We start from the raw sequence: 25,806 nt of genomic DNA on the forward strand, positions 1-25,806 counted from the left end.
CTTGACAGTGAGCTGGAACACGTTGCAATATTGAAAACGTTCCCGCAAACGTTCTCACCGAGAAGAAACATTAGCGGGACTGCCGACCATCAATGAAGACAAGAGGTAGTGAAATGACCATCGATCTCCGCGGACTCAGCCCCGCACCTGTCACCCCGTTCACCGAAGATGGCGCTGTCGACTTCGCGGCGATCCAGCGTCTGGGTTCCTGGCTCGGATCGATTGAGGGCGTGAAGAGCCTCGTCGTTCTGGGGCACGCCGGCGAAGGCACGTTCCTTACCGAAGAGGAGCAGCTGGACCTTATCCGCGCGTTCGTGGCGTCGACCGACGGCCGTGTACCGGTCGTGGCGGGCATCACGAAGGAGGGCAACAAGACCGCGGCCCTCGAGGCCAAGAAGGCCGTCGAGGCCGGCGCGTCAGCTGGTCTCGTCTACCCCTCGCACGGGTGGCTGCGCTTCGGATACCAGAAGGGCGCGCCCCAGTCGCGCTACCAGGAGATCTATGAAGAGTCCGGCCTGCCGCTGATCCTCTTCCAGTACCCCGACAACACCAAGGCGACCTACGACCTCGACACTCAGCTGGAGATCGCCGGCCAGGAAGGCGTCTTTGCCACGAAGAACGGGGTGCGGAACATGCGCCGGTGGTACACCGAGATCCCCGCGCTTCGCGCCGCGTACCCCGAGCTGCAGGTGCTGTCCTGCCATGACGAGTACCTGCTGCCGACAATGTTCGATGTCGACGGTCTGCTCGTCGGCTACGGCAACATCGCCCCCGAACTCCTCGTTGAACTGATCGAGGCCGGCAAGGCACAGGACTACAAGCGTGCCCACGCCATTCATGAGCGGCTGCTCCCGGTGACCAAGAACGTCTACCACCGCGGGTCCCACATGGAGGGCACCGTCGCCTTGAAGTGGGGCCTCGTGAACCGCGGCATTCTCGACCACGCCACAGTGCGCACCCCGCTCCTGCCCCTGCCCGAGGGCGCCGATACCGAAATTGCGGAAGCCTTCGCTGCCGCAAACATCGGCAAGGTCACCGTCAGCGCCTGATCCCTTCTTCCCCGGATCCTCACGGGTGGCGGGCCACCGCCCGCCACCCGTGCCCAACTCTTTACTCTCCACCCGGTCATCGACGACCCAGCAATGTCGCTGTATAAGGAGGACTCGCCGATGCGAGAGCAGCAGAATAAGACCATCACCCACCCCGGAACCAGGGAAGACCAGATGGCAACCCAGCAAGGAAACCCGGCCCAAGGCACCACAAAGAAGCACCGTACTTTCCTCGGCTACCTTGCCTTGATGGGGCCGGCCTTCGTCGTAGGAGCCTGGCAATTCGGCCCCGGCAACCTGACCACCGCCGTCCAGGCCGGCAGCCGCTTCGACTACAGCCTCGTGTGGGTCATCGCCGTCTCCACCATCCTGATGATCTTCTTTACCGATATGAGCGTCAGGCTCGGCATCGCCACACCCACTTCCCTGATCACGTCCATCAAAGACGACCTCGGCAAATGGGTGGGCGTCATGGCAGGCTTCGGCGTCTTCGGCATCACGCTGATGTTCTCCGTCGGAAACGCCGTCGGATCCGGGCTGGGACTTTCCCTTATTTTCGGCGGATCCCCGGTCCTGTGGACCGTCGTGTGTACGGTTGCTGTCGGCTTCGTCCTGGCCTTCAGGAACGTCTACGGAATCGTCGAAAAGGCCCTCCTGGTCATCGTGGTCCTGATGGGGATCGCCTTCATAGCGAGCACCGTAGTTGCCCAGCCCGACTGGTACCGGTCCATGGCAGGCCTGGTCCCGCAACTGCCCGCCGGAAGCGAGATCCTCATTGTCGCCCTCGTGGGCACCAACTTCTCCATCAACGCCGCCTTCTACACCTCCTACGGCATCAAGGAACACCGCCGCACCCGCGCCGACTACCGCGACATCACCCTCGTCGACACCATCCCCGGCATCGTCGCCCCCGGCATCATGACAGCCCTTGTCATCATGGTCGCCGCAGCAGTCCTCGGCAAAACCGGAGCCGAGGCCGGAACCATCAACGCCCTTGCATCCATTTTCACGCCGCTCGCAGGACCCGTCGGCGCGATGCTCTTTGCCCTCGGCCTCTCCGGGGCAGCCTTTTCATCCATGATCGCCAACGCCACTGCCGGGGGCACCATGCTCTCGGACGCCATGGGCCGGGGCGCCAAGGCGGGATCGCCTGCCGCCCGGATCGTCACCGGCATGATCCTTGCCTTCGGCCTGATCATCACCCTGTCATTCCAGTCCTCACCCGTGGCCCTGATCGTCATCGCCCAATCCCTCACGGTCCTTATTGCACCCCTGCTCGGCGTCCTGATCGTCATCATGGCCAACAGGCGGTCCGTCATGGGCGATCTCCGCAACAGGTGGTGGCACAACCTCTTCGGGGCCATCGGCCTCATCGCGATCATCGCCTCCTCCATCAGGCTCATCACCACCTTGCTCGGCTAAAAGCACTTGCACTGAATCGGAACCACAAGGAGCGCCTCCTGCACATGCAGGGGGCGCTCCTGCCTTTGTCATGCCTCGGCCACCACGTCCGCCGGGTCCTTGTCGAGCCGCCAACCGCGCCACACCGGATGCCGAAGCCGACCGGTTCCGGTCCATTCGCTGTACGTCACTTCACCCACCAGCTGCGGAGCCACCCAGTGTGCGTCGGCCGCGTCCTCGCGGGGGACCTCCTGGAACGGTGAAGTTTTCCTGGCGAGGCGGTCCACGGTCTGCCGAAGTTCCGTCAGTTCACGGAAACTGAACCCGCTGCCCACCCTGCCCACGTAGCGCAGGTTCCGTCCCTCCGGGATGCCCACCAGCAGTGAACCCACCGAGTCCTGGCGGGCGCCCTTGCCCGGCCGCCAGCCGCCCACCACCACCTCCTGAGTCTGGTCGAGCTTGAGCTTGATCCAGGTGCGCGTCCGTTGCCCGCTGACGTAGCGGCTGTCCGTGCGCTTCGCCATCACGCCTTCCAGGCCCAGTTCCTGCGCGCTTTCCAGGATGTGCTCCACCCGGTCTTCCAGCACGGTGGAAAGGTCTACCGGGCAGTCCGACGGGCTGAAGAACTCCTCCATCCGGTGGCGCCGCTTGGCGAGGGGCAGCCTGCGGAGGTCCGTGCCGGCGTCAAACAGCAAATCAAAAAGCATCAGCCGGACGGGGATGGCCTTGCGCGCCTTCGCGACGTCGCCGGGCCGGGTGAGCTTCATGCGCCCCTGAAGCAGGCCGAAATCCGGCCTGCCTGAGGGCCCGACGGCGATGATCTCGCCATCCGCGACGAATGGCTGGGGCGGCCAGCAGTTCCTGTCCGTGAACTCGGGGTAGGTCTTGCTGACGTCGTTTCCGTTGCGGCTGAAGATCCGTACTGCATCCTCGTCCGCAACGAGGATGGCACGGACACCGTCCCACTTGAGCTCGAACTGCCAGTTGCTGCCCTGCAGATCTGCTGTTGTCCCCGAGGTAGCCATCATGGGGCTGTAATCCTCGGGTGATGCGGAAGCGGCGGCAGTAGGGGGCGCCGGAATGGTTTCTTCGGCTTCTTCCTCCGGTTCCGCTGCCTGCTCCGGCTTCATAGCGTCCACTGCCTCCGCAGGCCCTTCACCCACCTCTGCAGCCGCTTCAGCCTCGTCTTCCATTTCGTCGGGTCCTTCATCCCGCGCCGGCGCATGGCGGTGCCGGCTGCTGCGGTGGTCACTGTCCATGAGGTGGATCAGCCACTGCCCTTCGGAGTCCTTGCCCTGCCCCCGGCCCGTGTGAATCAGGGCGAACTTTCTGGTGCCGCCCAGCCCGCCGCCTTCGGAACCGGTCAGCGTAACGATGACTTCCCTGCCATTGATCCACTTATGCAGTTCATACGTGCCGGTGTCCCAGATGGTCATCTCACCGGCGCCATACTCGCCTTTGGGAATGGTGCCATGGAACGTGAGGTAGTCCAGCGGATGGTCCTCCGTCTGGACGGCCAGGTGGTTCTTGCCGCCGGATTCCGGCACGCCCTTGGGCAGGGCCCAGGACACCAGGACGCCGTCGCGCTCAAGTCGGAGGTCGAAGTGAAGCCGGCTGGCGTGGTGCTCCTGGATAACGAAGGCGTCGCCGCTGCCGGAGGCGCCGGCGAAGGGCTCCGGTGTCTTCTGCGGGTCGCGCATGGAGCGGTACTTGCCCAGGCGGGGGTCGCCGTCGTGATGTTCGTTGCGTACCTCGGGGTTCTGGCCGGCGGCGCCCACGACGGCGGCAAAGGGGTCCCTGCCTTCCTGCACCCGCTGCAGCACCTCGTGATAGTCCAGGTGCGTCAGGCCCGGCGAGCCGATTTCCTGCCAGGTCCGGGGTGCGGCAACCATCGGGGTGGGACGGCCGCGGAGCGAGTACGGGACGATGGTGGTTTTGGCCGCGTTGTTCTGGCTCCAGTCCACCAGCACCTTGCCCTTGCGCAGGGTCTTTTTCATGTCGCTGACCGCAAGGTCCGGATGGTCCGCCTCCAAAGCGCGTGCCAGTTCGCGGGCAAAAGCGGAGATCTGATCCGAGGTCTGGCTCCGGTCAAGCGCTGCATAGAGATGGATACCTTTGCTGCCGCTGGTCACAGGGACGGGATCCAGGCCCACGTCCTCGAGGATTGAGCGGGCCAGAAGGGCAACTTCCACACACTCTTCGAGGCCGGCGCCTTCACCGGGATCCAGGTCCAGAACCAGCCGGTCCGGATTCAGCTGGTTGCCGTGGGAGTCCACCTGCCACTGGGGAACGTGTATTTCCAGGGAGTTGATCTGGCCGAACCAGGTGAGGGTAGCGGGGTCGTTGACCATCGGATAGTGGATGGTCCGGTCCTTGTGGGTTATGGCGGCCCGCGGCAGCCAGCCGGGAGCGGAGTCCTCAAGGTTTTTTTGGAAGAACACCTCGCCGGGCTTCCCCGCCGTACCCACGCCGTTTACCCACCGCTTCCTGGTGGCCGGCCTGTTGGCGGCAGCCGGGATCAGGACGTGGGCCACCGCCGCGTAGTAGGCGAGCACATCCGCCTTGGTGGTGCCGGTCTCCGGATAGATGACTTTGCCCAGGTTGGTGAGGGTCAATTCCCTGCCCGCAACCCGGACACGCTCCTTAGCTGCGGCCACGGGGCTTCACCTCCGGCGCTGCGTGATGTTGACTTAGGGAATGAGAGCCATCTGGAAAGGTGCCATCGCGTTCGGCCTGGTCAACGTGCCCGTGAAGGTCTACAGCGCAACCGAAGATCATGACATCAGTCTGCACCAGGTCCACAATGCCGACGGCGGCCGGATCCGCTACCAGCGCAGGTGCGAAGTGTGCAGCCAGGTCATCGATTATTCGGACATCGAAAAGGCCTACGAGGAGGACGGCCGGACGGTGATCCTGTCCAAGGACGAGCTCAAGGCCATCCCCGCGGAGAACAGCCACGAGATCGAAGTGGTGCAGTTCGTCCCGTCCGAGCAGCTTGAGCCCATGATGTTCGAGAAGAGCTATTACCTGGAGCCGGACTCCAAGTCGCCCAAGGCCTACGTGCTGCTGCGCCGGGCGCTGGAGGACACAGACCGGGTGGCCATCGTCCAGTTCGCCCTGCGGGAAAAGACCCGGCTGGGGGCCTTGCGGATCAAAGACGACGTCCTGGTGCTCCAATCCCTGCTCTGGCCGGACGAGGTGCGCGAAGCCAACTTCCCTTCCCTGGACGCCTCCATCAAGATCTCCCCGCAGGAACGGGACATGTCCGCGGCGTTGGTGGAGTCCATGGCGGCCGACTTTGATCCCGCGCACTTCACCGACGACTACCAGGTGCAGCTGCGCCAGCTCATTGAGGCCAAACTGGAGCAGGGGGACTCCCTGGATACCGAGGAAACCTTCGGCGTGGAAGCCGGCGAAGGCGGCAAGGGCGAAGTCATCGACCTGATGGAAGCACTGAAACGGAGCCTGGACCGGAAACGCGGGGGCGGGTCCGATGCTTCCGCCGCCAGCTCGGGCAGCGGGGATTCGGGTGATGAAGCTTCCGGTGACGACGAAGAGGCCGCCAAGCCGGCGCGCAAGAGGTCCACCGCCAGCAAGTCCACTGATTCCACGTCGGGTGAGAGCAAGGCCGGCGCTGCGAAATCGACTGCTGCGAAGACCAGTGCGGCGAAGACTGCTACGGCAAAATCCACCGCAGCCAAAACCGGCACAGCAAAGTCCACGGCGGACAAATCCACTGCGGCGAAGTCCACGGCGGCCAAGTCCACTGCCAAACCGGCCGCCAAAACCACCACCAGCAAGGCAACGGGCACCAGGACGCGCAAGCCGGCGTGAGGGTCCGTGGCCGGCGTCTGTTCCCGGGGTTAATGCCATGAATACGAAACTACTAAGCTTGCTTGCTTTTCGGTAGCCGGCGCTTCCGTATCATCGGCCTGACTCTGGCGGTCTTCTGCAGCTGGCTCCCTTACGGCCGCTCTCTTTACAGCTGAGTTCGGCGAGTTCACAATGAGTCGCATCGCAGCCTCCGCTGTGGCCGCAGCGCGCTGTTCACTCACTGACGAACCAGCACAGTAGAGAGGCACAGTCATGGATGACCAAGCAGATATCCTCGAGGCGGACCGGGCGCTCAAGCAGAAGCATCGCGCGATGTGGGCGTCAGGGGATTACCCTGCGCTCGCGGTCGAATTGCTTCCGGAGCTGGGTGCCATCCTGGTGGAAGCCTGCGGCATCAACTCCCGGCAACGGGTTCTCGACGTCGCCGCGGGGGCGGGCAATGCGGCCATCCCCGCCGCCATGATGGGTGCGAAGGTTGTGGCGAGCGACCTCACCCCTGAACTGTTCGACGCCGGCCGCCACCAGGCAGCGGACCGCGGCGTGGAGCTCGAATGGAAAGAAGGGGACGCGGAGGCGCTGCCTTTCGGTGACGATGAGTTCGATACCGTGATGTCCTGCCTGGGCGTGATGTTTGCACCCCATCACCAGCCCGCAGCCGACGAGCTCCTGCGGGTGTGCAAGCCGGGTGGCACCATCGGACTTCTCAGCTGGACCCCAGAGGGGTTTATCGGCAGGATGTTCGCCACCCTGAAGCCGTTCGCCCCGCCGCCGCCACCGGGTGCCCAGCCGGCACCGCTGTGGGGGAGCGAGGACCACCTCCGCGAGCTCTTCGGTGACAGGATCACCGAAACCAGCGCGCGGAAAAAGTCCCTGGAGGTGCACAGTTTCCACCAGCCGGAGGACTTCGTGCGCTACTTCAAGTCGCACTACGGCCCCACCATTTCCGTCTACAAGTTCATTGCCGAGGACGGGGACAAGGTAAAGGAGCTGGATAAGGCGCTGACGGACCTGGCTGAGTCGTTTGGCGACGCGCATGGGGACACCCCATTTCAGATGGAGTGGGAGTACCTGCTGTTTACCGCCAAAAAGGCCAAGGGTAATGCGGGGTGATGACGTCGCCACGTCCTCGGTGACTGTAGAAGCACCGCCGCGAAAGTGTGGCACATCATCACGGACCCGGCCGCCACAAGGGAATCTATGTTCGGCACCGAGCTCAGCACGGACTGGACTGTGGGCGGAGCCATCACCTGGAGTGGCAGCCGGGAGGGTAAGGACTACCAGGACAGGGGAACGGTCCTTGAAGTAGAACCCGGCCAGAAGCTCGTTTACACCCACTTCAGCCCGCTGGGAGGCCAGGAAGACAAACCGGAAAACTATCACAGGCTGACGTGGACGCTTCAGGACCAGGGCGGCCGCACGCTGCTGGTGTTGTCCCAGGACAACAACCTGAGCGCGGAGGCGGCCCAGCACTCCAAAGGGATGTGGGACCAGCTGCTGATGGATGTCAAGAGGCTCTCCGAGCGCAGCTGACCCGCCCAACTGACTGGCAGTTAAGGTCGTCATTCGCGCAAATGAGAACGTTAACTGCGACTTGGTTGGGGGAGGGGAGCGCTTAAACGCAGCGGCCGCCGTCGGGCACATCCCTTAGGGGGAAGGCCGACGGCGGCCGCTGCCAGGCTGCCTGGGCGGCGGGGCTGCTACTCGGCGTCGTGATCCGTTTCGAGGATCTGGACCAGGTGGTCCAGGGCGGTGTCAGCGCCGTCGCCTTCGGCGCGGAGGACTACCACGTCCCCGTGTGAGGCGCCCAGGCTCATGAGGGAAAGGATGCTGGCCGCGTCCATGGCCTCATCGGCCGGTTCGCCTTCGCGGGCGATGGTGATGTCCAGGTCGTATTCTCCTGCTGCCTCGGCAAAGATGGCGGCGGGGCGGGCGTGCAGGCCCACACGGCTGGCGACGGTTGCTGTGCGTTCTGGCATTTTTGCTCCTTTGTCTTCCAGGCGGCTGGCGTTCAGCGCCGGACAGGTAGTGGGTGAGGCAGGTCAGACCGTTGCTGGAACGGTCTCCACCGTAGCAGCGCTCTTGGGGGCAGCCCAACGCTTCAGGGCAACCACTGCCAGCGCGCTGACAATGGTTCCGGCGATGATCGAGATCACGAACATCAGCAGGTTGCCGATGGCGAAGAAGACGAAGAGGCCACCGTGGGGTGCCTGCGACGTGACGTTGAAAGCCATGCACAGTGCGCCGGTGAGGGCTCCGCCCACCATGCTGGCGGGAATGACGCGCAGCGGGTCGGCGGCGGCGAAGGGGATGGCGCCTTCGGAGATGAAGGACGCACCCAGCAGCCAGGCTGCCTTGCCGTTTTCACGCTCGGCCAGGCTGAAGAGCTTCTTGTCCAGGACCGTGGCCAAAGCCATTGCCAGCGGTGGGACCATGCCCGCTGCCATGACGGTTGCCATGATCTGCCACGGCGCCTGGTTGTCGGCGCTGCCGGCGCTCAGGCCGGCAACAGCAAAGGCGTAAGCCACCTTGTTGACCGGGCCACCAAGGTCGAAGCACATCATCAGGCCGAGGATGATGCCCAGGACGACGGCGGACGCTCCGGTCATCCCCGAAAGCCAGCCGTTGAGGGCGAGCGTCAGGCCTGCGATGGGACCGCCGAGGACAAGGAACATCAGGCCGGAGGCAAAGATGGAAGCGAGCAGCGGAATGATCACCACGGGCATCAGGCCGCGGAGCCAGCGCGGAACCTGCCAGGTCCCGATCAGATGCGCCATGTAGCCCGCGAGCAGGCCGCCGACGATGCCACCGAGGAAGCCTGCGCCCATGAACCCGGAGACTGCGCCGGCAACAAAACCGGGTGCAATGCCTGGCCGGTCGGCAATGGCGTAGGCGATGTAGCCGGCCAGTGCAGGGACCAGGAATCCCATGGACAGCGCGCCGATCTTGAACAGCACTGCACCGAGATAGGTGGTCAGGCCGCCTTCGGGCAGGTTGCCGAAGTTGTTCTCTACAACCACCGTGTCCGCAACTTCGGTGATGTCGTAGCCGCCCAGCAGGAAGCCGAGGGCGATCAGCAGGCCGCCGCCGGCGACGAACGGAATCATGTAGCTGACGCCGGTGAGGAGTGCCCGCTTCAGTTTCTGGCCGATGTGCTCGCCCTTCTCCTCGGCGTCGTGCTCGGCCTGTTCCTCCGCACCGAAGTGCGGGACCCGGCGGGCGTGTGGGTTGTCCGCGGCGGCCAGTGCTTCCTGGACCATCTTCGCGGGCTCATCGATGCCGCGCTTGACCGGAGCGTTGATCACCGGCTTGCCGGCAAAGCGTTCCTTGCCACGTACGTCCACGTCCACGGCGAAGATGACGGCGTCGGCTGCGGCGATAACGGCGGGGTCCAGCGGCTTGGCGCCGGAGGAACCCTGGGTTTCCACCTGCAGGTCAACGCCTGCTTCCTGGGCGGCGGCCACCAGGGAATCGGCGGCCATGTAGGTGTGGGCGATGCCGGTGGGGCATGCCGTGACGGCGACGAGACGCTTGGGCGCTGAGCTTGCGCCTGCACCGTCGCCTGCCCCGGCCACTGCGGAGGCCCCGGACTGCCCGGAAGCGTTCAGGGTACCGCCCGCAGAAGCGGCTGCACCTGCCGGGGCGGCTGCGTGGGCGGCCGGCTTATCAGCGAGTGCGCCGTCCACCAGTTCCACGATCTCCTCGCGGGAGGAAGCGTTGCGCAGGGCTGCGGTGAAGTCCTTCTTGATCAGGGACCGGGCGAGCTTGGACAGCAGCTTGAGGTGCGCCTGGTCCGCGCCGTCCGGGGCTGCGATGAAGAAGATCAGGTCCGCCGGGCCGTCCTTGGCACCGAAGTCCACCTTGGGGTTGAGGCGGGCCATGGCCAGGGTTGGTTCCGTGACTGCGGCAGAGCGGCAGTGCGGGATGGCAATGCCGCCCGGAATGCCCGTGGCGGTTTTCTGCTCGCGGGCATAGGCATCGGCGAAGAGGCCTTCGACTTCTGTTGCGCGTCCGGCGGCAGCTACCTTGCTTGCCAGGTGCCGGATCACCGCCTCGGGCGCGTTGCCCAGGTTCTGGTCGAGCTCGACCAGTTCCGTGGTGATGAGCTGGGTCACTGTCAATCCTTTCGAAGGGCCGTGATGGTTACGGCATCCGGGGTGGTTTGGTGAACTGCCGGAACTGTGGAACCGGGCAGGGAGGCGGCTGCGGCACCGTGGGCCACAGCCTGGCGAAGGCAATCGGCCGGGGCGGCGCCCTGGCCGTGGGCGAGCAGGTAGCCGGCCAGGGCGGAATCGCCTGCGCCGACTGTACTGACCGCGGCGACCGGCGGGTGCGTGGCCAGCCACGCGCCGTCGGCCGTTACCAGGACAGCTCCCTTGGATCCGAGAGTTGCCAGTACAGCACCCACACCGGAACGTACGACGGCGGCGGCGGCTGCTGCGGCAGCAGCCGGGTCCGCTTCAAGTTCGTCAGCGGTGGCCGGGGAGGCGAAGCCGGCTGCAGCAGCCAGTTCCGCCAGTTCTTCGGCGTTGGGTTTAAGGAGGTCCGGTTTTCCCGAACCATCGCCTGCCTCGTCGCTGGAGACGGCGGCGGCAAGAGGGGCACCGGAGGAGTCCACAGCGATCTGCGGGGCGTTTCCGTTCCCCGCAGAGCGGATCCTGCGGGCGACGGTAGCGTAGAAGTCGGCGGGGAATCCCGGGGGAAGCGACCCGGCAAGGACCACCCAGCTGGCACCGCGGGAGCTCTCGAGCAACAGCTTCATCAGGGCTTCCTGCTGGTCGGCGTCGAGCAGCGGTCCGGGCTCGTTGATCTTGGTGGTGACACCGCCGGGCTCGGTGAGCGCAACGTTGGTGCGGAGCGGCTCATTGATGGGGAGGGATACGAAGGGGACTCCGCTGTCGCGCAGCCCGGCCAGGACGGGGTCACTGCCCGCGCCGGGCAGGACGGCCACGGATTCCAGGCCGGAGGCCACCAGCGCGCGGGAGACGTTGACGCCCTTGCCGCCCGATTCCTGGCTGACGGAGACCGCACGCTGCACTTCGCCCCGTTCGAGGGGGCCGGGGAGCGCCACGGTCCGGTCCAGGCTCGGGTTGGCTGTGAAGGTGACGATCATGCGATCACCACATCTACGCCGGCTTCTTCCAGTGCGGCTGCCAATTCCGGGCCGGGTTCGCTGTCTGTAATCAAGGTGTCCAGATCTTTCAGGGAGGCGAACTGGACCAGGGTTTCCGTGTCCAGCTTGGAGGAATCGGCCAGCACCACAATGCGGCGGGCCGAACGGACGAAAGCAGCCTTGACGGCCGCTTCTTCGGGATCGGGAGTGCTGAGCCCGAAATGTGGGTGGATGCCGTTGGTACCGATGAAGGCCAGGTCCGGCCGGAGCCTGCCGGCGGCCTCCACGGTTGCCTGGCCGACGGCAACCTGCGTTATTCCGCGTACCCGGCCGCCCAGGACTTCAAGGGCGATGCCCGGAACACTCGAAAGCTTGCCGGCGATGGGGACCGCGTGGGTGATGGCCACCAGTTCCGCCCGCGGTTCTGCGCCGTCAGCACGCTCGACGGCGGTGCGCCGGGAGAGCAGGTCCGCCAGCACTTCCGTGGTGGTGCCGCCGTCGATGAGGACGCTGCCAGGGGAGTTGCGGGGGATGAGCGCCAGCGCAGCCTCGGCGATACGGATCTTTTGGTCGGGCCGTTGGATGGCCCGTTCGTTGACGCTTTCCTCCGTGGTGCTGAAGCGGTCTGCGGCAACAGCCCCGCCGTGCACGCGCCGGACAGTGCCGGCGCTCTCGAGGGTGGCGAGGTCCCGCCGGACGGTTTCGGTGGTGATGCGGAAGCGCTCGGCCAGGAGGGTCACGCTGACCCGGCCGGTGCCGGCTACAAGCTCGGCGATCTTCTGCTGGCGCTCCTCGGCGAACACATACCCTCCGTTGCGTAAGGCCTGATCTTGCGGCTGTTGATGGTGCTGCTCTTGATGATGGAAGCGCTGAGCCGGTGCGTGACCGGCATCACATGATGTTGTGTTACTTGACTTTATCTTTGCTTGTGTTGGTTTGTCAATGGAAATCCACACGAAACAAAGTGATGGGTAGGGGCGGCCGCCTGGGGGCAGCATTCGACCGCCCGAAGGCCTTCGCCTGGATGGAAATGCCGGAGACAAGAAAGCCGGGCCGGACCGTAATGGTCCAGCCCGGCTTTCCCGGGTCATGGCAGTTCTTTCTGCCCGGCTACAGCCTGCCGTGCTACAGCCTGCCGTCGCGGCTTTCATTGCGGGTAATGCGCTCTCCCGTATTGGGATCAACGACGGAGCGACTCTCGCTGATGCGCCTGCTGCGGCCCGGGGACGCGAGGATGAGCGAGGCGATGAGGCCGATCACGCCGACGGCCATCAGGATGTAACCAACCAGCACCTGGTCTACGAAGGGGATGAGGCCTGGAGCGACCGCCCACGCGAGGATGGCGCCGAGGGCGATGAGGAAGATGGAGGATCCGATTCTCATGACTGCTCCTTGTTGTGGCTGGTGGGCGTGGTTCATAGCCCGTTGACGGTTGCTAAGCATGCTTCCCGTTAATCGTCACGCTACAGCCCGGGGTTGCCGTATTCAATGACCGGGGCTGGGCGCTTAGTGGTGGCGTGAGGCGGGGCGGATGTGACTCCTGTGATTTAGAGTTCCGGTTCAGCCTTGTTCCCAACCTGCCTCGTTAGGCTGATTCGATGGAAACAGTTGTGTGGTCCAAGCCGGAAGATGAGCGCGCGGGTACTCCGTTGCTGGTGATGATGCATGGGTACGGCACGGACGAGTCGCGCATGGTCAGGCTCTTTGAGTACCTGCCGGCTGAATTTACCTGCGCGGCCCTGCGGGCTCCGATGCCCATCGGCGACCACTTCGGCTGGTTCCTGCTGGACTACTTCCTGGCCAATGACTTCGCCGACGTCATCAAGGCTTCCAGTGCGGTCCAGGCTTGGATCAACAGCGTCAAGGGCCAGCACAGCAGCGTCAGCCTGCTTGGCTACTCGCAGGGCATGGCGATGGCCAGCACGTTGCTGCGCCTCCACCCCAAGGACTATGTGGCCGTGGTGGGGCTTTCCGGATTCGTGCTCGAGAATGAGCTGCTGTCCCTCACTGAATCCTTTGATACCAAACCGCCGTTCTTCTGGGGACGGGACAAGGCTGACCTGGTCATCAACGAGGACGCGATTGCGTATACGGAGGAGTGGCTCCAGGAGAACACCCTCCTGACTGCCAGGACCTACCCGGGGATGGGGCATGCGATGTCCAAAACCGAGATGGTGGACGTGAGTGCCTTCCTGCGCCATTACGTGTTGAAGCCCAACGGAGCTTTGAAGGCGTAGCGCCCCGGACCAATCTGGGCGAGAAGTGCGTCACAGTGCCGCGGCACGAAAAAACAGTTGCCAGCCAAATTTGTAAGCGCTTACACTCATCTTCGGCCGTTGTTGCGGCCCTGAACTGGGCGGACAAGGAGAACAGTGCGGTGCGGACGTTGTACTGCAGGCCGATACGGCCTGGCGCCCTTGCCTTCGCGGTCGCGGCCCGGTCCTCCGCAGGCTTGTCTGGCGGAGGGCAACACGTCCATGATGGTATTAACGATCAGCAAGGCTGCGGCAACCCCCGGCCTGCGCGCCGGCCATTGACCGCCGCGCCTGCGGATCGTCCGGGCATCGAGGCCTCCACACTCCCACAGCATCCCGCCTTCGAGGCTGCCCGCCGTCCTGAAAGGACAACCCACCGCTGATGACTGAAAACACGGCTACAGAACACGCCACCGCCGGACTCTCGGCCTGGACCGGCGCCTCTGCCATCCTCTTCGATCTGGACGGTGTGCTGACCCCCACAGCCACGGTCCATGAGCAGGCATGGCAGGAGCTGTTCGAGGGCTACCTCGAGTCGCAGCCGCAGGTGGCCGGCTACAGCGAAAGCGACTACTTCGACCACATCGACGGTAAGCCGCGCTTCGACGGTGTCCGGGATTTCCTGGCTTCACGCGGGATCGTGCTTCCGGAAGGTCCCACGGACGACGATCCCGCCAACATCACGGTGCAGGGCCTGGGCAACCGGAAGAACAGGATCTTCAAGGACATCGTCAGCGCCGGCGTCGAGCCATTCGAAGGCTCAGTGCGGTTCCTCCAGGCCGTGCTGCAACGCGGGCTGAAGGTCGCAGTCGTCTCCTCCTCCAGAAATGCACCAGCTGTCCTGGAAGCCGCCGGACTCAGCAGCCACTTCCAGGTGGTCGTGGACGGCGTAGTGGCGGCCAGGGAAGGCCTGCCCGGCAAACCCAGCCCCGCCACCTATGACTACGCCGCCCGGCTGCTGGACCTGCCCAGCGGGGCATGCGTGGTGGTCGAGGACGCAGTCTCCGGTGTACAGGCCGGAAATGCGGGCGCATTCCACTCCGTCGTCGGGGTGGACCGCGGCGCCGGACGGCAGGTGCTTCTCGACGCCGGGGCCACCGTGGTGGTCAACGATCTGGACGAGCTCCTCTAGCCGCTCGGTGGCGGGTGGCGTCCCCATCCCGCCGCCGGAACACAACGAATCACTTAAGCAAGCAGTAAGCAGTAAGCAGCACCCCCAGCTGCCACAATCATCATCGGCACGCCCAGCCGGCCAACCGGCAGCACCGCCACTCGCACAAGGACCCAACACCATGGCTCTCATCTCCGCGGACCGCGAAAGGTTCCCGAACACCCCCTGGCAGCTCGTGGAGACACGTCACGAACAGGGCAGCGAAGGGACGCTGGAAACCCTCTTTGCCTTGGGTAACGGACATCTGGGAATCCGTGGTGCCCACTGGGCCGCAGCCGACTCCGACCTTCCTGGCAGCTTCATCAATGGCCTGCACGAAATCTGGGACATCAAGCACGCCGAAAACGCCTTCGGCTTCGCCCGCACGGGCCAGCGCATCCTGTACATCCCGGATGCCAACAACTTCACGGTCATCATCGACGGCGAAGCCCTCAGCCTGGCCGAGTCCGAGGTGCTGGACTACCGGCGCTCCGTTGATTTCTCCACCGGGGTCTACGAATGCCGGATCACCTGGCAGTGCCGCTCCGGGGCAACCGTTACCACCACGGAGCAGCGCGCTGTGGGATTCGCCTCGCGGGGAACACTTGGCATCTCGCTGGAAGTGGCCACGGACCGCGATGTCTCCGTCGACGTCACCTCCTCCGTGATAAACCGCCAGGACCAGCCGGTGGAAGACCACTCCGTCCACGATCCGCGCCGGGCGGGCCGCCACGCCGGACGCGTGCTGCTGCCCCTGCGCCTTGACGGTGGTGACGGGTCGCTCCGGCTCGCCTGGGAAGCCGCCGAATCCAAGCAGCGGGTGGGCATCGCCGTGGACCACTGGACGTCCGCCGGGCACCAGCCGTTCGACACCCTGGTGGACCAGGATGACAGCAGCGTGCGCTACGTCCTGGCGGTGAGCGCCGGTGAACCGTTCCGCCTGGAAAAGAGCGTCAGCTACGCTGCCGGCGCTGCCATCCAGGATTCATCGATTGACGCCGCGGAGGTGGCGGAAGCGAACCTGCGTTCCGTCCAGGACGTCTTTGCCGAAAGTGTGGCGCACTACCGCGACTACTGGGCCACCTCGGACATCGTCGTGGCCGGCCAGCCCGAACTGCAGCAGGCCATCAGGTGGAACCTGTTCCAGCTGGCGCAGGCAACCGCCCGTGCCGACGTTGCCGGGATTCCGGCGAAGGGCGTCACCGGTTCGGGCTACGAAGGCCACTACTTCTGGGACCAGGAGGTCTACCTCCTTCCGTACTTGACCTACACCAATCCGGACGGCGCCCGGCAGGTCCTGGAGTTCCGCCACGCCATCCTCCCCGAGGCCAAGATCCGTGCCAAGGAACTCAGCGTGGACGGCGCGCTTTTCCCGTGGCGGACCATCAACGGGCTCGAAGCCAGCGCGTACTACGCCGCCGGTACCGCCCAGTTCCACATTGCCGCTGCGATCGCTTTTGCCACCAACCGGTACGTCTGGGCCACGGGGGACACTGCGTTCCGTGACGGGATGGGGGCCGAACTGATCATTGAGACCGCACGCATGTGGATCTCCCTGGGCTTCTTCGGCAAGGACGGGCTCTTCCACATCCACGGTGTTACCGGGCCGGACGAATACACGGCCGTGGTCAACGACAACCTCTACACAAACGTGATGGCGCGCTTCAACCTGCGTGCTGCCGCTGCCCTGGAGCATGCCGGCATCAACCAGGACGAGCGGCAGCTGTGGGAGGCGGCCGCGAGCCGTATGCAGCTGCCATTTGACGACCGCATGCAGGTCCATTCGCAGGACAATGACTTCATGACCCTGGAGCCTTGGGACTGGACCACGCCCCGGTCCAAGTACCCCCTGCTGCTGCATTTCCACCCACTGGTCATCTACCGCCACCAGGTCCTGAAGCAGGCGGACACCGTTTTGGCGATGTTCCTGCAATGGCAGGATTTCAGCGCGGAGGAAAAACACCGTGCTTTCGACTTCTACGATCCGCTGACAACGGGCGACTCGACACTTTCCGCCTGCGTCCAGGGAATCATGGCCGCAGAAGTGGGGTACTCCCGCGAAGCACTTGAGCACTTCACAAACGCTGTGTTCATCGACCTTGACGATACGCACGGCAACACCATTGACGGCGTGCATATCGCCTCCACCGGCGGCGTGTGGAGCTCCCTCGTCTGCGGGTTCGCCGGGCTGCGGGACCAGGGCCCGGTCCCGTACTTCGATCCGCGGCTCCCTGCTGAATGGGAAGGCCTCACGTTCCACCTCAAGATCCTCGGCCGCCTGCTGCTCGTTGAGCTCGTCGCCGGTTCCATCACCCTGACTGTCCAGGAAGGCGATGCCCTGGACGTGGATGTCCGAAGCCAGCGGCTGAGCGTCGGTGCGGAGCCCGTCCGGGTAGCACTCGAACCCTTGCCGGAACCGGAACCAACGGTGTTCCCCAGCGGACATCCGACGGCGAGCATCCCGGTGGTGCGGGCCAACAACTGACCTAGTCTCCAGCCGCCGTCGAACGTTCCACTTCAGGTGCCTTGTCCAGCGGGTGGGCGAGTTCATCGTCGGCCATGCGTGCCACCATCATGGCGATGACCGCCATGATGGGGCACACGACGCCGGCCACCAGGAAGATCAGCCAGATGGGCAGTACCTCGGCGGCGGGCCCGGCCAAGGCCATGGACACCGGCATCAGGGCGAGCGACACAAAGAAGTCCAGGCTGGAGACCCGGCCCAAAAGGTGGGGCGGGACGCGCCGCTGCAGCAGCGTGCCCCAGATGACCATGCCCACGCTGCCGGTGGCGCCCCAGATGAACAGCGAAGCCGCCATGACCCAGAAGTTGTCCATGAGCCCGACGGCGGCCAGCGGCAGGCTGCCCGCGCCCCAGGACACCATCATCACCGTGAGGTAGCGCCGCGGCAGCTTCAATGAAGCGGTGAAGAGCGAGCCCAGCGCGGCCCCCACGCCCATGACGGCGAGGAGGAAGCCGAACATGCGGGAATCGCCGCCCAGTTGGTCGCGCACCACGAAGGGCAGCAGGACCTCGATGGGGCCGATGAGGAACAGGACCGAGATGCACGCCCACAGCAGGGTCCACAGCAGCCAGGGGGTGCGCAGCGTATAGATGACACCCTCGCGCAGGTCCTGGAGGAAGGACGATTTGCCGCGTTCCGCTCCCGCAGAATGGGAACCGTCTTCGGCCCCGTTGAGGGGCGCGTCCAGCGAGTGCTGGCCCAGGAAATTGAGGACGATGAAGGCCGAGAGGTGGCAGACAGCCACAGCCGTCACGGCATGCGACGGCGAGAGGGCGGCCACGACGATACCGGCCACTGCAGGCCCGGCGGCCTGCTGAAGTACCGGCCGCATGGAACCCTCCACCCCGTTTGCTGCGAGCAGGTCGTCCGCAGGCAGGATGCGCGGCAGGATGGCCGAATAAGCCGGGAAGAAGAACGCCGCGCCCACGCCCAGCACAAAGGCACCCATTGCCAGATGCCAGAGTTGCAGCCACCCGGCCATGGCGAGCCCACTGATGGCGGCGATGACGGCGAGGTTGGCTCCCTCTACGGCAATGATCAGGCGCCGCTGCGGAATCCGGTCGGCTGCGATCCCGCCGGCCAGGAGGAAGGCCACCAGGCCAACACTTCCTGCGGCAGCCACCACTGACAGTTCCAGCGGTCCGCCGCCCAAATGGATCACCTGGTAGACCATCGCGACGGCCCACATTCCTGAACCGAAAATGGAGATGGCCAGCGCCGAAATCAGTACCCGGTACTCACGGTGGGCAAAGGGCCGCAGGGCTTTGGGAGCGGGCATAGGGTAAGTCTAGGCTTTGGACGGATACCCGGACAGCCGGGCAGCTGCCGTCAAGGCCAGGTCTGGCAGGGGTGCCGTGGCCTAGTGTTAAGCAACCTTAGTATTAGGAAAGGCCGCAACCAACGCGGCCGGCGAGACCAACAGAGGTGACCATGGCCAAGCGCAGCAATCCCGCAGTACGAATCGCACACGAAACGGCCCATAACGCCGTATTCGACGCAGACGGCAAACCGAAGCCGGGCGTCCATAACACGCTCCTGCGGGCGGTGGAGATCCAGCGCCCGCTGGTCCTGGCCTACATCCGCCGGCTGCAGCGCAAGCACCCCCGTGCAACTGCCGCCCAGCTGGCGGACATCATCGAACGTGGTTACCTTCGCGCCGTCACAGGGGGCGGTGCAGTGGTTGGCGCCACCGCCGTCGTTCCCGGCGTCGGTACCGTGGCGTCCCTCGGCCTCTCCGCAGCCGCGACCGTTGGATTCCTGGAGGCAACCGCCCTCTACGCCACCTCACTCGCAGAGCTGCACGGCATCCGCCTCACCAACCCGGAAAAGGCCAGCACCATGGTCATGGCCCTCATGCTCGGCGAGGAAGGGACTGCACTGCTTGGAACGCTCAGCGGCCAGGCGGCGGGCAATGGCGCTAACGCCACCAAGGCCTGGGGCAACGTCCTGTCCAAATCGATGCCCGTGCCCGGTTTCGGCTCAGTCCGGACCCGGATCCAGAAAGCCTTCCTCAAGAACCTCCTCAAGCGCCAGGGCACAGCGCTGTTCGGCCGGGCGCTGCCGTTCGGCATCGGCGCAGTGGTAGGAGGAGCCGGTAACCTCATGATGGGGCGTGCGGTGGTGTCGAACGCGAAGGAAGCGTTTGGTCCCATGCCGGACACCATCCCCGGCGAGCTCAACGCCGCCGCACCGGACAACCTGACGCTGGAAGGCAACAACCGTGGACCTCAACGCTGACCTCGGCGAATCATTCGGCTCCTGGACCATGGGGGATGACGCCTCCATGTTCCGCCTGGTCACCAGCGCCAACGTGGCGTGCGGCTTCCACGCCGGAGACCCGGTCACCATGCTGGACAGCTGCCGGGCCGCCTTTGAGCTGGACGTGACCGTGGGTGCGCACGTGGGCTACCGCGACCTCGCCGGTTTCGGCCGCCGCTCGCTGGACATGTCCTTCGACGAGTTGTTCGGCGACGTGCTGTACCAGCTGGGCGCGCTCGACGGCGTCGCCCACGCCGTGGGTGCCTCCGTTGACTACGTGAAGCCGCACGGCGCGCTGTACAACAGGCTGGTCCACGACGCCGACCAGGCCGCCGCGGTGGTGGCTGCCGTGAACTCCTACGATCCTGCCCTGCCCATCCTCGGGCTGCCCGGTTCAGAGCTTCTCAAGCAGGCACAGGAAGCCGGGCACCCGGTCTTTATCGAGGCATTCGTGGACCGCGCCTACATGGCTGACGGAACACTGGTGCCGCGCTCGCAGGAGGGCGCCGTGCTGCACGACGTCGACTCGATCGTTGAGCGGGCTGTGCGCATGGCCACCAAGGGCGAGGTGGCGGCCCTGGATGGAACCGTGCTGCAGGTACGGCCTGACTCGCTGTGCATCCACGGCGACACCCCGGGGGCGGTTGAGATGGCTGCAGCCGTCAGGGCGGGCCTGGAAGCTGCCGGCGTGGAGCTGGAGTCTTTCGCGTAGGTGCAGCTTCGCTCACCCGAAGATCAGGTGCGCCACGGTAAAGATCGTAAGCCCTGCCAGTGAACCCACCACGGTGCCGTTGATCCGGATGAACTGCAGGTCCTTGCCCACCTGTAGCTCGATCTTCTGCGAGGTTTCCTCGGCGTCCCAGCGGGCAACGGTATCCGTGATGACCCCGGCAATATCGGAGCGGTACGTCCGCACCAGGTAGCCGGCGGCGTCGCCGATCCAGGCGTTGACCTTTCCGGCGAGTTCGGGATCGTTGACCAGCCTGGAGCCAAAGTCGCGGACGGCAGCCTTGAACCTGATGGTGAGGTCGCTGTCCGGGTCCTCCACGGCGCCGAGGAGGGCGTTCTTCACGGTTCCCCAGGTCCTGGATGCCAGTTCGCGGACCTCGGGGTCGCCCAAGACCTGGGCCTTGATGTCCTCGGCGCGGGCGATCATGGCCGGATCGTGCTGCAGGTCCTGCGCAAGGTCATTCAGGTACTTGTCGATGGACTGGCGGACCTGGTGGTTCGGATCTGCCTGGACAGCCCGGACGAACTTGAGGAATTCGATATACACCTTGTCGCCCACCAGCCCGTCCACGAATTGCGGAACCCAGGTAGGCGAACGCTCCGACACCAGCCGGCTGACCGTCTCGTGGTTTTCACTGACCCAGTCCGCGGCCCTGTCCACGAGCAGGTCCACCAGCTTGTGGTGGTGTCCGTCGTGGAAAATCCGCTCGGCCATCCTGCCCACGGGAGGTCCCCATGGGGGAGTGAGCAGGTGCTTACGCACCATTCCCTCGATGACTGCCTGGACGTCGTCGTCATTCAACACCTTGAACAAGCCGCGGATGACGGCCGCGCCCTCCTTGGCCACCCTGTCAGCTCCGGCCGGGGTTGCCAGCCATTCGCCTGCGCGGCGGGCAATGTTGACGCTGGCCAGCTTCTCCTGCACCACCTGCTCGGAGAGGAAGTTGGTTTCCACGAACTCGCCCAGCGAGGCGCCGATCTGGTCCTTCCGGCGCGGAATGATGGCGGTGTGCGGGATCTTGATGCCCATGGGGTACTTGAACAGGGCGGTGACGGCGAACCAGTCGGCCAGTGCGCCCACCATGCCGCCTTCAGCCGCAGCCCGCACGTACTGGAGCCACGGATATTCCTTTTGGAGCGCGAACGCGAACACAAAGATCACCGCCATGGCCACCAGCAGCGCCAGCGCAAGCAGCTTCATTTTCCGCAGCGCTGCCGCCTTTTCGGCGTCACCGGCACTGAGTTGGTGGCCGACGGCGGCACGCACCTCTGCCTTGGGCGGTGCTGACGGAGCGGGTTTGGTGGATGCTTCCCGGGTAGTTGGCTCAGAGTTCACCTGCATGTGCCAAGCCTAGTCCCGCAGTGCGGGCCGGGTCGGCTACCGTGTCTCCATGACTAGTGATGAGTCAGTGCCGCAGCGGCCCCTGGTCTTTGCCCACCGGGGCTCGAGCGCCGCGTTTGCCGAGCACACCCGGGCAGCCTACCTGCAGGCGCTGGCGGACGGGGCGGACGGCGTGGAGTGCGATGTCCACCTCACCCGCGACCAGCACGTCGTCCTCCTGCACGACGCCAACCTGGACCGCACCTCGGATGGTACGGGGCCGGTGGCGGAACGAACGCTGCGTGAGCTCCGCCGCCTGGACTTTTCCTCGTGGAAAGGTGTGCGCATCCCCGAGGCGTACGGTGCGCGGTCCGAGCAGTTCCTCACCCTTCCCGGGCTGCTGGAAATCCTTCGCGGGGCTGGACGGCCAGTTGGACTGGCCATCGAGCTGAAGCATCCCAGCCCGTACAAGCTCAAGCTAGAGGACCGGGTGCTTGAAGTTCTCCGCAGCGAAGGCTGGGACGCCAGGAGCTCGTCCGTTGACAACGTGGCCGTCACCTTCATGAGCTTCAGCCCGGAGTCTGTCCGGCGCCTGCTCCGCTCGGTTCCGGCCGAGTACATCTGCCAGCTGGTGGATGACGTGGATGTGCGTGAACTTCGCGAGGAACTGGGTCTGGGCCTGATCACCGGCGGTGCGATTGCCAACGTCATGAAAGCCGCGCAGCAGGAAGGTGAGCGCATCCTGGACCATGGCGAAGCCTTCCTGGCCGGTCCAGGTGTCGACTACGTGCGCCGTCACCCGGCAACTGTCCAGCGGTGGCTGGAGCGGGGCCGGCGATTCCGGGTGTGGACCGTGGACTCCGAGCACGACGTGGCGCTCTGCCAGGGACTCGGCGTCCATGAGATCACAACAAACGTACCGGCGCGTGTGCTGAGCCAGCTGCAGGTGGCTTCGCCGCAGCGAACCTGAGCAGGCACAGGTGGGCAAGTCTTTCGATGGCGTACCTCCGCTGTTCCGGAGTCTCCAGCCCGCGTTCGGCGTTCCCGGGCGCGTGCCCAGCGGCGGGGAGCCAGCGGCCGGTAACGCCCTGCCGCCCTGGTCCGGTCCCCGAAGCTGGTGGGCCGGCCCGCTGGATGTGGAAGGACTCGCGCTGGGAGCCGTTGGGGCTGCTGCCGCCGCCTTGAACCTCCTGGCAGGTGTGCCGGGCCGTTATGGAACCACTGCGGCTTTGGCGGCCGGCGCCTTTGACTCCTCCGGGCACTTGCGGATCAACGGCCGGAAGATCCAGGGCTTTGCCCCGCTGTCCGGCTTCCACCGAACCCAGGACGGCTGGATCAGGCTGCACGCCAACTACCCGCACCACGAACAGCGGTTGATGCAGGCGCTGGGAACCAGCACGGCAGTTGGCCTGGCCGCTGCCCTGCGCGCCATGACGTCCCTCGAGGCGGAGGCCGCCATCCAATCCCACGGGGGTGTTGCCGCAGCGGTGCGAAGCCGCAGCATGTGGATGGAGACCGGGATGAGCGGGGCTGCCAAAGCGGGGCCATGGATCGACTGGACTCTTGCGGACCAAGACACCACAGGTACAGAACGTCACCTGAGGCTCCCCGCTGAAGACCCGCGCCGCCCACTTGGGGGACTGCGCGTGCTGGACCTGACACGGGTCATCGCCGGACCCGTGTCCACCCGCCTGCTCGGGGCGCTGGGCGCCGACGTCCTGCGGATTGATCCCCCGCAACTGCCCGAAATCCTCGACCAGTTCGTTGACACCGGGTTCGACAAGAGGAGCGCCGAGGCCGACCTGACCGCAGCCACGGGCCGACACCAGCTGGAACAGTTGCTGGGGAACGCCGATGTTGTGGTTGCCGGCTATCGCCGCGGCTCCCTGGACCGCTTTGGGCTGGAGCCGGAGGTGCTGCTGGCGTGGCGGCCGGAGCTGGCGGTAGTCACCCTGGACGCCTGGGGCAGCATGGGCCCGTGGCGTGGCCTGCGCGGTTTCGACAGCATTGTCCAGGCGGCCACCGGAATCGCCCACCTCTACGGGGCGGAGAAGCACGACGGCGAGTGGCGGCCCGGTGCGCTTCCCGTCCAGGCCCTGGACCACGCCACCGGATACGGTGTTGCCGCCGCCGTCATCGCCCTGCTCGCCCGGCGCCGGCAGAACGGCCTGGGCGGATCGGCCCGGTTGTCGCTGGTCCGCACCGCGGAAGAACTTTTTAGCCTGCCGCCCGTGCATTCCGGCGGCAGGGCAAGCTTGGTGCCTGAACCCGAATCCGGAACGATGGCGAGTAGTTATGGGGAACTCCGCTATGCCCTGCCGCCGCTGCTGGTGGACGGACAACCCCTCGACTACACCTCGCCGCCTGTGCCCTACGGAAGTTCGGCTTCCGCCTGGACCTGACGGTGTGCCCATGGACGGTTTTTGAGTGGCACTGAGGGTTTACCGGGGCCCTGCGGTTTCAAAGGCCTGCCGCGCTTGTGATTGAGTGGAGCCATGCCTTTTCCCCGGTCCGGCCGGGCCCGCCAGAGCCTTTCCGCTGCAGCCATGAGCGTCCTGCTGCTGGCCAGCGCCATGAAACACTTCCGCGACCCCGGCTTCTTCCGTCAGGTGGTGCCCGACTACCTCTGCCTTGAGGACACGTACCGGCACGAACCGGCCGACGGCGGTGCTGGCTTCAGCAGCACAGCTGCCTCCAGCGGCACAGCTGGCTCCGACGGCGGCCCGGAACCTGACCGCAGCCGGCCCCTGGCCGTGATGACCAGGGAAGAATGGATCGCCGTCAGCGGCCTGTTGGAACTGTCCGCCGCCGTCGGCATACTTGTCCCGCCGACGCGCAAGGCGGCCGCGACCGCCCTTACCGCGATGTTCATCGCCTTCCTCGCCGGCCATGCCGATGCCCTCCGCCGGTCCTACGGGGCGCAGGGATCCGCTTTGCAGCGCAAGGTCCACACCCTGCGCCTCCCGCTTCAGGCACCGTTGATCCTCTGGGCGTGGAGTCTTCGAAAGCCTGCAGTGGGTTTGGGGCAGTGAAACTTTATGCTTCCCCTGCTGTGCGCGTGGGGCTCTCCATCAGCGTTGCCACAGGCCTGTACGGAATATCCTTTGGCGCACTCTCCGTCACGTCCGGACTGGACTTCTGGCAGACAATGGCGCTGAGCCTGCTCCTGTTCAGCGGCGGCTCACAGTTCGCGTTTATCGGGGTAGTGGGTGGAGGCGGGTCAGGCATTGCGGCGATGAGCGCAGCCACGCTCCTGGGAATGCGCAACGGTATTTACGGCATGCAGCTCAACGCCTTGCTGCGCCCCATGGGATGGCGCAAGTACCTGGCCGCCCAGGTAACCATCGACGAATCCACCGCCACCAGCACCGGCCAGACCGACCCCGCTGAGCAGCTCCGCGGGTTTTGGGCAGCCGGCCTCGGCATCTACGTGCTCTGGAACCTGTTCACCGCGGTGGGGGCACTCGCAGGGGGCGGGCTGGGGGACCCCAAGCAATGGGGACTGGACGGGGCAGCGGTGGCAGCCTTCCTGGCCCTGCTGTGGCCCCGGCTGAAGGGCCGCGAACCGATCGCCATTGCGGTGGTGTGCGCTGTGGCCACGGTGGTGGCAGTGCCCTTCGTTCCTGCCGGCGTGCCGATCCTGGTGGCTGCCGTGGTGGCGGCAGTGATGGGCTGGTTCGGGCACGGCCGGAGCGATGAAGGCCTTGAACCGGACGTGGATCCATACCGGGAGCACCACCACGGCGGCACCGACCATCAGGGCTTGGACGGCCAACACCGTGACCACCAGCGCCGCGAGGGCGGCACATCGGGGGCAGGCACATGAGCCTTTGGGTTTGGCTGCTGATGGCCTGTGCCTTGGCGTACGCCTGGAAGCTGGTGGGCTACTTTGTTCCGGCCAGGTTCTTGGAGAACCCCAGGATGTCGCGGATTGCAGGCACTATGACCATCGGTTTGCTTGCGTCCCTGACGGTGGTGAACGCGGTTGCGTCAGGGCAGGCTTTGGCAGCCGATGCGCGCCTGGGTGCGCTCGCCGCAGCTGCAATCGCACTGGCGCTGAGGGCCCCGTTCCTTGTGGTGGTGGTGGCCGGTGCCGGGACGGCGGCGCTGCTCCGGATGCTGGGGTGGAACTAAACCCACGAGTAAGAACGTGACGTGAATGTCTTCCCTTGCT

The 25,806-nt window shown here is 65.4% G+C and carries 23 protein-coding genes; 15 read left to right on the forward strand and 8 right to left on the reverse strand.

What is annotated here, in order from left to right; translation table 11 throughout:
- The first annotated feature begins 113 nt into the window (after positions 1-113).
- Complete coding sequence (locus M1D32_RS02535; protein WP_458780799.1) at positions 114-1,049, forward strand: dihydrodipicolinate synthase family protein; 936 nt, start codon at positions 114-116, stop codon at positions 1,047-1,049.
- Positions 1,050-1,169: 120 nt separating this feature from the next.
- On the forward strand, positions 1,170-2,471 hold the full coding sequence (locus M1D32_RS02540; protein ID WP_458780800.1) for an Nramp family divalent metal transporter: 1,302 nt from the start codon (positions 1,170-1,172) through the stop codon (positions 2,469-2,471).
- Positions 2,472-2,539: 68 nt separating this feature from the next.
- On the opposite strand, the gene M1D32_RS02545 is transcribed toward M1D32_RS02540, so the two are convergent.
- Positions 2,540-5,107 carry an ATP-dependent DNA ligase gene (locus M1D32_RS02545; RefSeq protein WP_458780801.1) on the reverse strand — a complete coding sequence of 856 codons (2,568 nt, stop codon included), beginning with the start codon at positions 5,105-5,107 and terminating at the stop codon, positions 2,540-2,542.
- A 40-nt stretch (positions 5,108-5,147) separates the two neighbouring features.
- Between M1D32_RS02545 and ku the strand changes: the two genes are divergently transcribed.
- From ku to M1D32_RS02560, 3 genes are all read left to right on the forward strand, one after another.
- Positions 5,148-6,284, forward strand: a complete 1,137-nt coding sequence (gene ku / locus M1D32_RS02550; protein ID WP_458780802.1) for a non-homologous end joining protein Ku — start codon at positions 5,148-5,150, stop codon at positions 6,282-6,284.
- A 252-nt stretch (positions 6,285-6,536) separates the two neighbouring features.
- Positions 6,537-7,394 carry a class I SAM-dependent methyltransferase gene (locus tag M1D32_RS02555; protein ID WP_458780803.1) on the forward strand — a complete coding sequence of 286 codons (858 nt, stop codon included), beginning with the start codon at positions 6,537-6,539 and terminating at the stop codon, positions 7,392-7,394.
- Positions 7,395-7,481: 87 nt separating this feature from the next.
- Positions 7,482-7,814 (forward strand): SRPBCC family protein, encoded by a 333-nt coding sequence (locus tag M1D32_RS02560; protein WP_458780804.1) that lies wholly within the window; start codon positions 7,482-7,484, stop codon positions 7,812-7,814.
- A gap of 167 nt (positions 7,815-7,981) precedes the next feature.
- Here the strand turns inward: M1D32_RS02560 and M1D32_RS02565 are convergent, their stop codons facing one another.
- From M1D32_RS02565 to M1D32_RS02585, 5 genes are all read right to left on the reverse strand, one after another.
- Complete coding sequence (locus M1D32_RS02565; RefSeq protein ID WP_013599585.1) at positions 7,982-8,260, reverse strand: HPr family phosphocarrier protein; 279 nt, start codon at positions 8,258-8,260, stop codon at positions 7,982-7,984.
- 63 nt (positions 8,261-8,323) lie between these two features.
- Positions 8,324-10,396, reverse strand: coding sequence for a PTS fructose transporter subunit IIABC (locus tag M1D32_RS02570; RefSeq protein ID WP_458780805.1), 2,073 nt, complete (start codon positions 10,394-10,396; stop codon positions 8,324-8,326).
- A gap of 2 nt (positions 10,397-10,398) precedes the next feature.
- Complete coding sequence (locus tag M1D32_RS02575; RefSeq protein ID WP_458780806.1) at positions 10,399-11,394, reverse strand: 1-phosphofructokinase family hexose kinase; 996 nt, start codon at positions 11,392-11,394, stop codon at positions 10,399-10,401.
- On the reverse strand, positions 11,391-12,197 hold the full coding sequence (locus tag M1D32_RS02580) for a DeoR/GlpR family DNA-binding transcription regulator (RefSeq protein WP_458780807.1): 807 nt from the start codon (positions 12,195-12,197) through the stop codon (positions 11,391-11,393). The genes M1D32_RS02575 and M1D32_RS02580 overlap by 4 nt, the downstream gene beginning before the upstream one ends.
- A 322-nt stretch (positions 12,198-12,519) precedes the next feature.
- Positions 12,520-12,777 carry a DUF6458 family protein gene (locus M1D32_RS02585; RefSeq protein ID WP_458780808.1) on the reverse strand — a complete coding sequence of 86 codons (258 nt, stop codon included), beginning with the start codon at positions 12,775-12,777 and terminating at the stop codon, positions 12,520-12,522.
- Positions 12,778-12,992: 215 nt separating this feature from the next.
- Between M1D32_RS02585 and M1D32_RS02590 the strand changes: the two genes are divergently transcribed.
- The 3 genes from M1D32_RS02590 (at position 12,993) to M1D32_RS02600 (ending at position 17,284) form a co-directional block, all read left to right on the forward strand.
- Positions 12,993-13,631 carry an alpha/beta hydrolase gene (locus tag M1D32_RS02590; RefSeq protein ID WP_458780809.1) on the forward strand — a complete coding sequence of 213 codons (639 nt, stop codon included), beginning with the start codon at positions 12,993-12,995 and terminating at the stop codon, positions 13,629-13,631.
- Between the two features lie 400 nt (positions 13,632-14,031).
- A complete protein-coding gene (locus M1D32_RS02595; RefSeq protein WP_458780810.1) occupies positions 14,032-14,781 on the forward strand; it encodes an HAD family hydrolase in 750 nt (249 codons plus the stop codon).
- Between the two features lie 160 nt (positions 14,782-14,941).
- Complete coding sequence (locus tag M1D32_RS02600) at positions 14,942-17,284, forward strand: glycoside hydrolase family 65 protein (protein ID WP_458780811.1); 2,343 nt, start codon at positions 14,942-14,944, stop codon at positions 17,282-17,284.
- A gap of 1 nt (position 17,285) precedes the next feature.
- Here M1D32_RS02600 and M1D32_RS02605 read toward each other — a convergent pair whose 3' ends face one another.
- Entirely contained in the window at positions 17,286-18,602 is a 1,317-nt protein-coding gene (locus M1D32_RS02605) for an MFS transporter (RefSeq protein WP_458780812.1), read from the reverse strand.
- A gap of 152 nt (positions 18,603-18,754) precedes the next feature.
- Between M1D32_RS02605 and M1D32_RS02610 the strand changes: the two genes are divergently transcribed.
- On the forward strand, positions 18,755-19,561 hold the full coding sequence (locus M1D32_RS02610) for a hypothetical protein (RefSeq protein ID WP_458780813.1): 807 nt from the start codon (positions 18,755-18,757) through the stop codon (positions 19,559-19,561).
- On the forward strand, positions 19,545-20,294 hold the full coding sequence (locus tag M1D32_RS02615) for a LamB/YcsF family protein (RefSeq protein ID WP_458780814.1): 750 nt from the start codon (positions 19,545-19,547) through the stop codon (positions 20,292-20,294). Before M1D32_RS02610 ends, M1D32_RS02615 begins: the two co-directional genes overlap by 17 nt.
- A 12-nt stretch (positions 20,295-20,306) precedes the next feature.
- Here M1D32_RS02615 and M1D32_RS02620 read toward each other — a convergent pair whose 3' ends face one another.
- Entirely contained in the window at positions 20,307-21,653 is a 1,347-nt protein-coding gene (locus M1D32_RS02620; RefSeq protein WP_458780815.1) for a DUF445 domain-containing protein, read from the reverse strand.
- 49 nt (positions 21,654-21,702) lie between these two features.
- Between M1D32_RS02620 and M1D32_RS02625 the strand changes: the two genes are divergently transcribed.
- The 5 genes from M1D32_RS02625 (at position 21,703) to M1D32_RS02645 (ending at position 25,766) form a co-directional block, all read left to right on the forward strand.
- Positions 21,703-22,602, forward strand: coding sequence for a glycerophosphodiester phosphodiesterase (locus M1D32_RS02625; RefSeq protein WP_458780816.1), 900 nt, complete (start codon positions 21,703-21,705; stop codon positions 22,600-22,602).
- Positions 22,603-22,720: 118 nt separating this feature from the next.
- Complete coding sequence (locus M1D32_RS02630; protein WP_458782264.1) at positions 22,721-24,034, forward strand: CoA transferase; 1,314 nt, start codon at positions 22,721-22,723, stop codon at positions 24,032-24,034.
- A 93-nt stretch (positions 24,035-24,127) separates the two neighbouring features.
- On the forward strand, positions 24,128-24,664 hold the full coding sequence (locus M1D32_RS02635) for a DoxX family protein (protein WP_458780817.1): 537 nt from the start codon (positions 24,128-24,130) through the stop codon (positions 24,662-24,664).
- Positions 24,661-25,458 (forward strand): AzlC family ABC transporter permease, encoded by a 798-nt coding sequence (locus tag M1D32_RS02640; protein ID WP_458780818.1) that lies wholly within the window; start codon positions 24,661-24,663, stop codon positions 25,456-25,458. The genes M1D32_RS02635 and M1D32_RS02640 overlap by 4 nt, the downstream gene beginning before the upstream one ends.
- Positions 25,455-25,766, forward strand: coding sequence for an AzlD domain-containing protein (locus M1D32_RS02645; protein ID WP_458780819.1), 312 nt, complete (start codon positions 25,455-25,457; stop codon positions 25,764-25,766). Before M1D32_RS02640 ends, M1D32_RS02645 begins: the two co-directional genes overlap by 4 nt.
- Positions 25,767-25,806: the final 40 nt, after the last annotated feature.

This window comes from Arthrobacter sp. D3-16 (assembly GCF_054408515.1).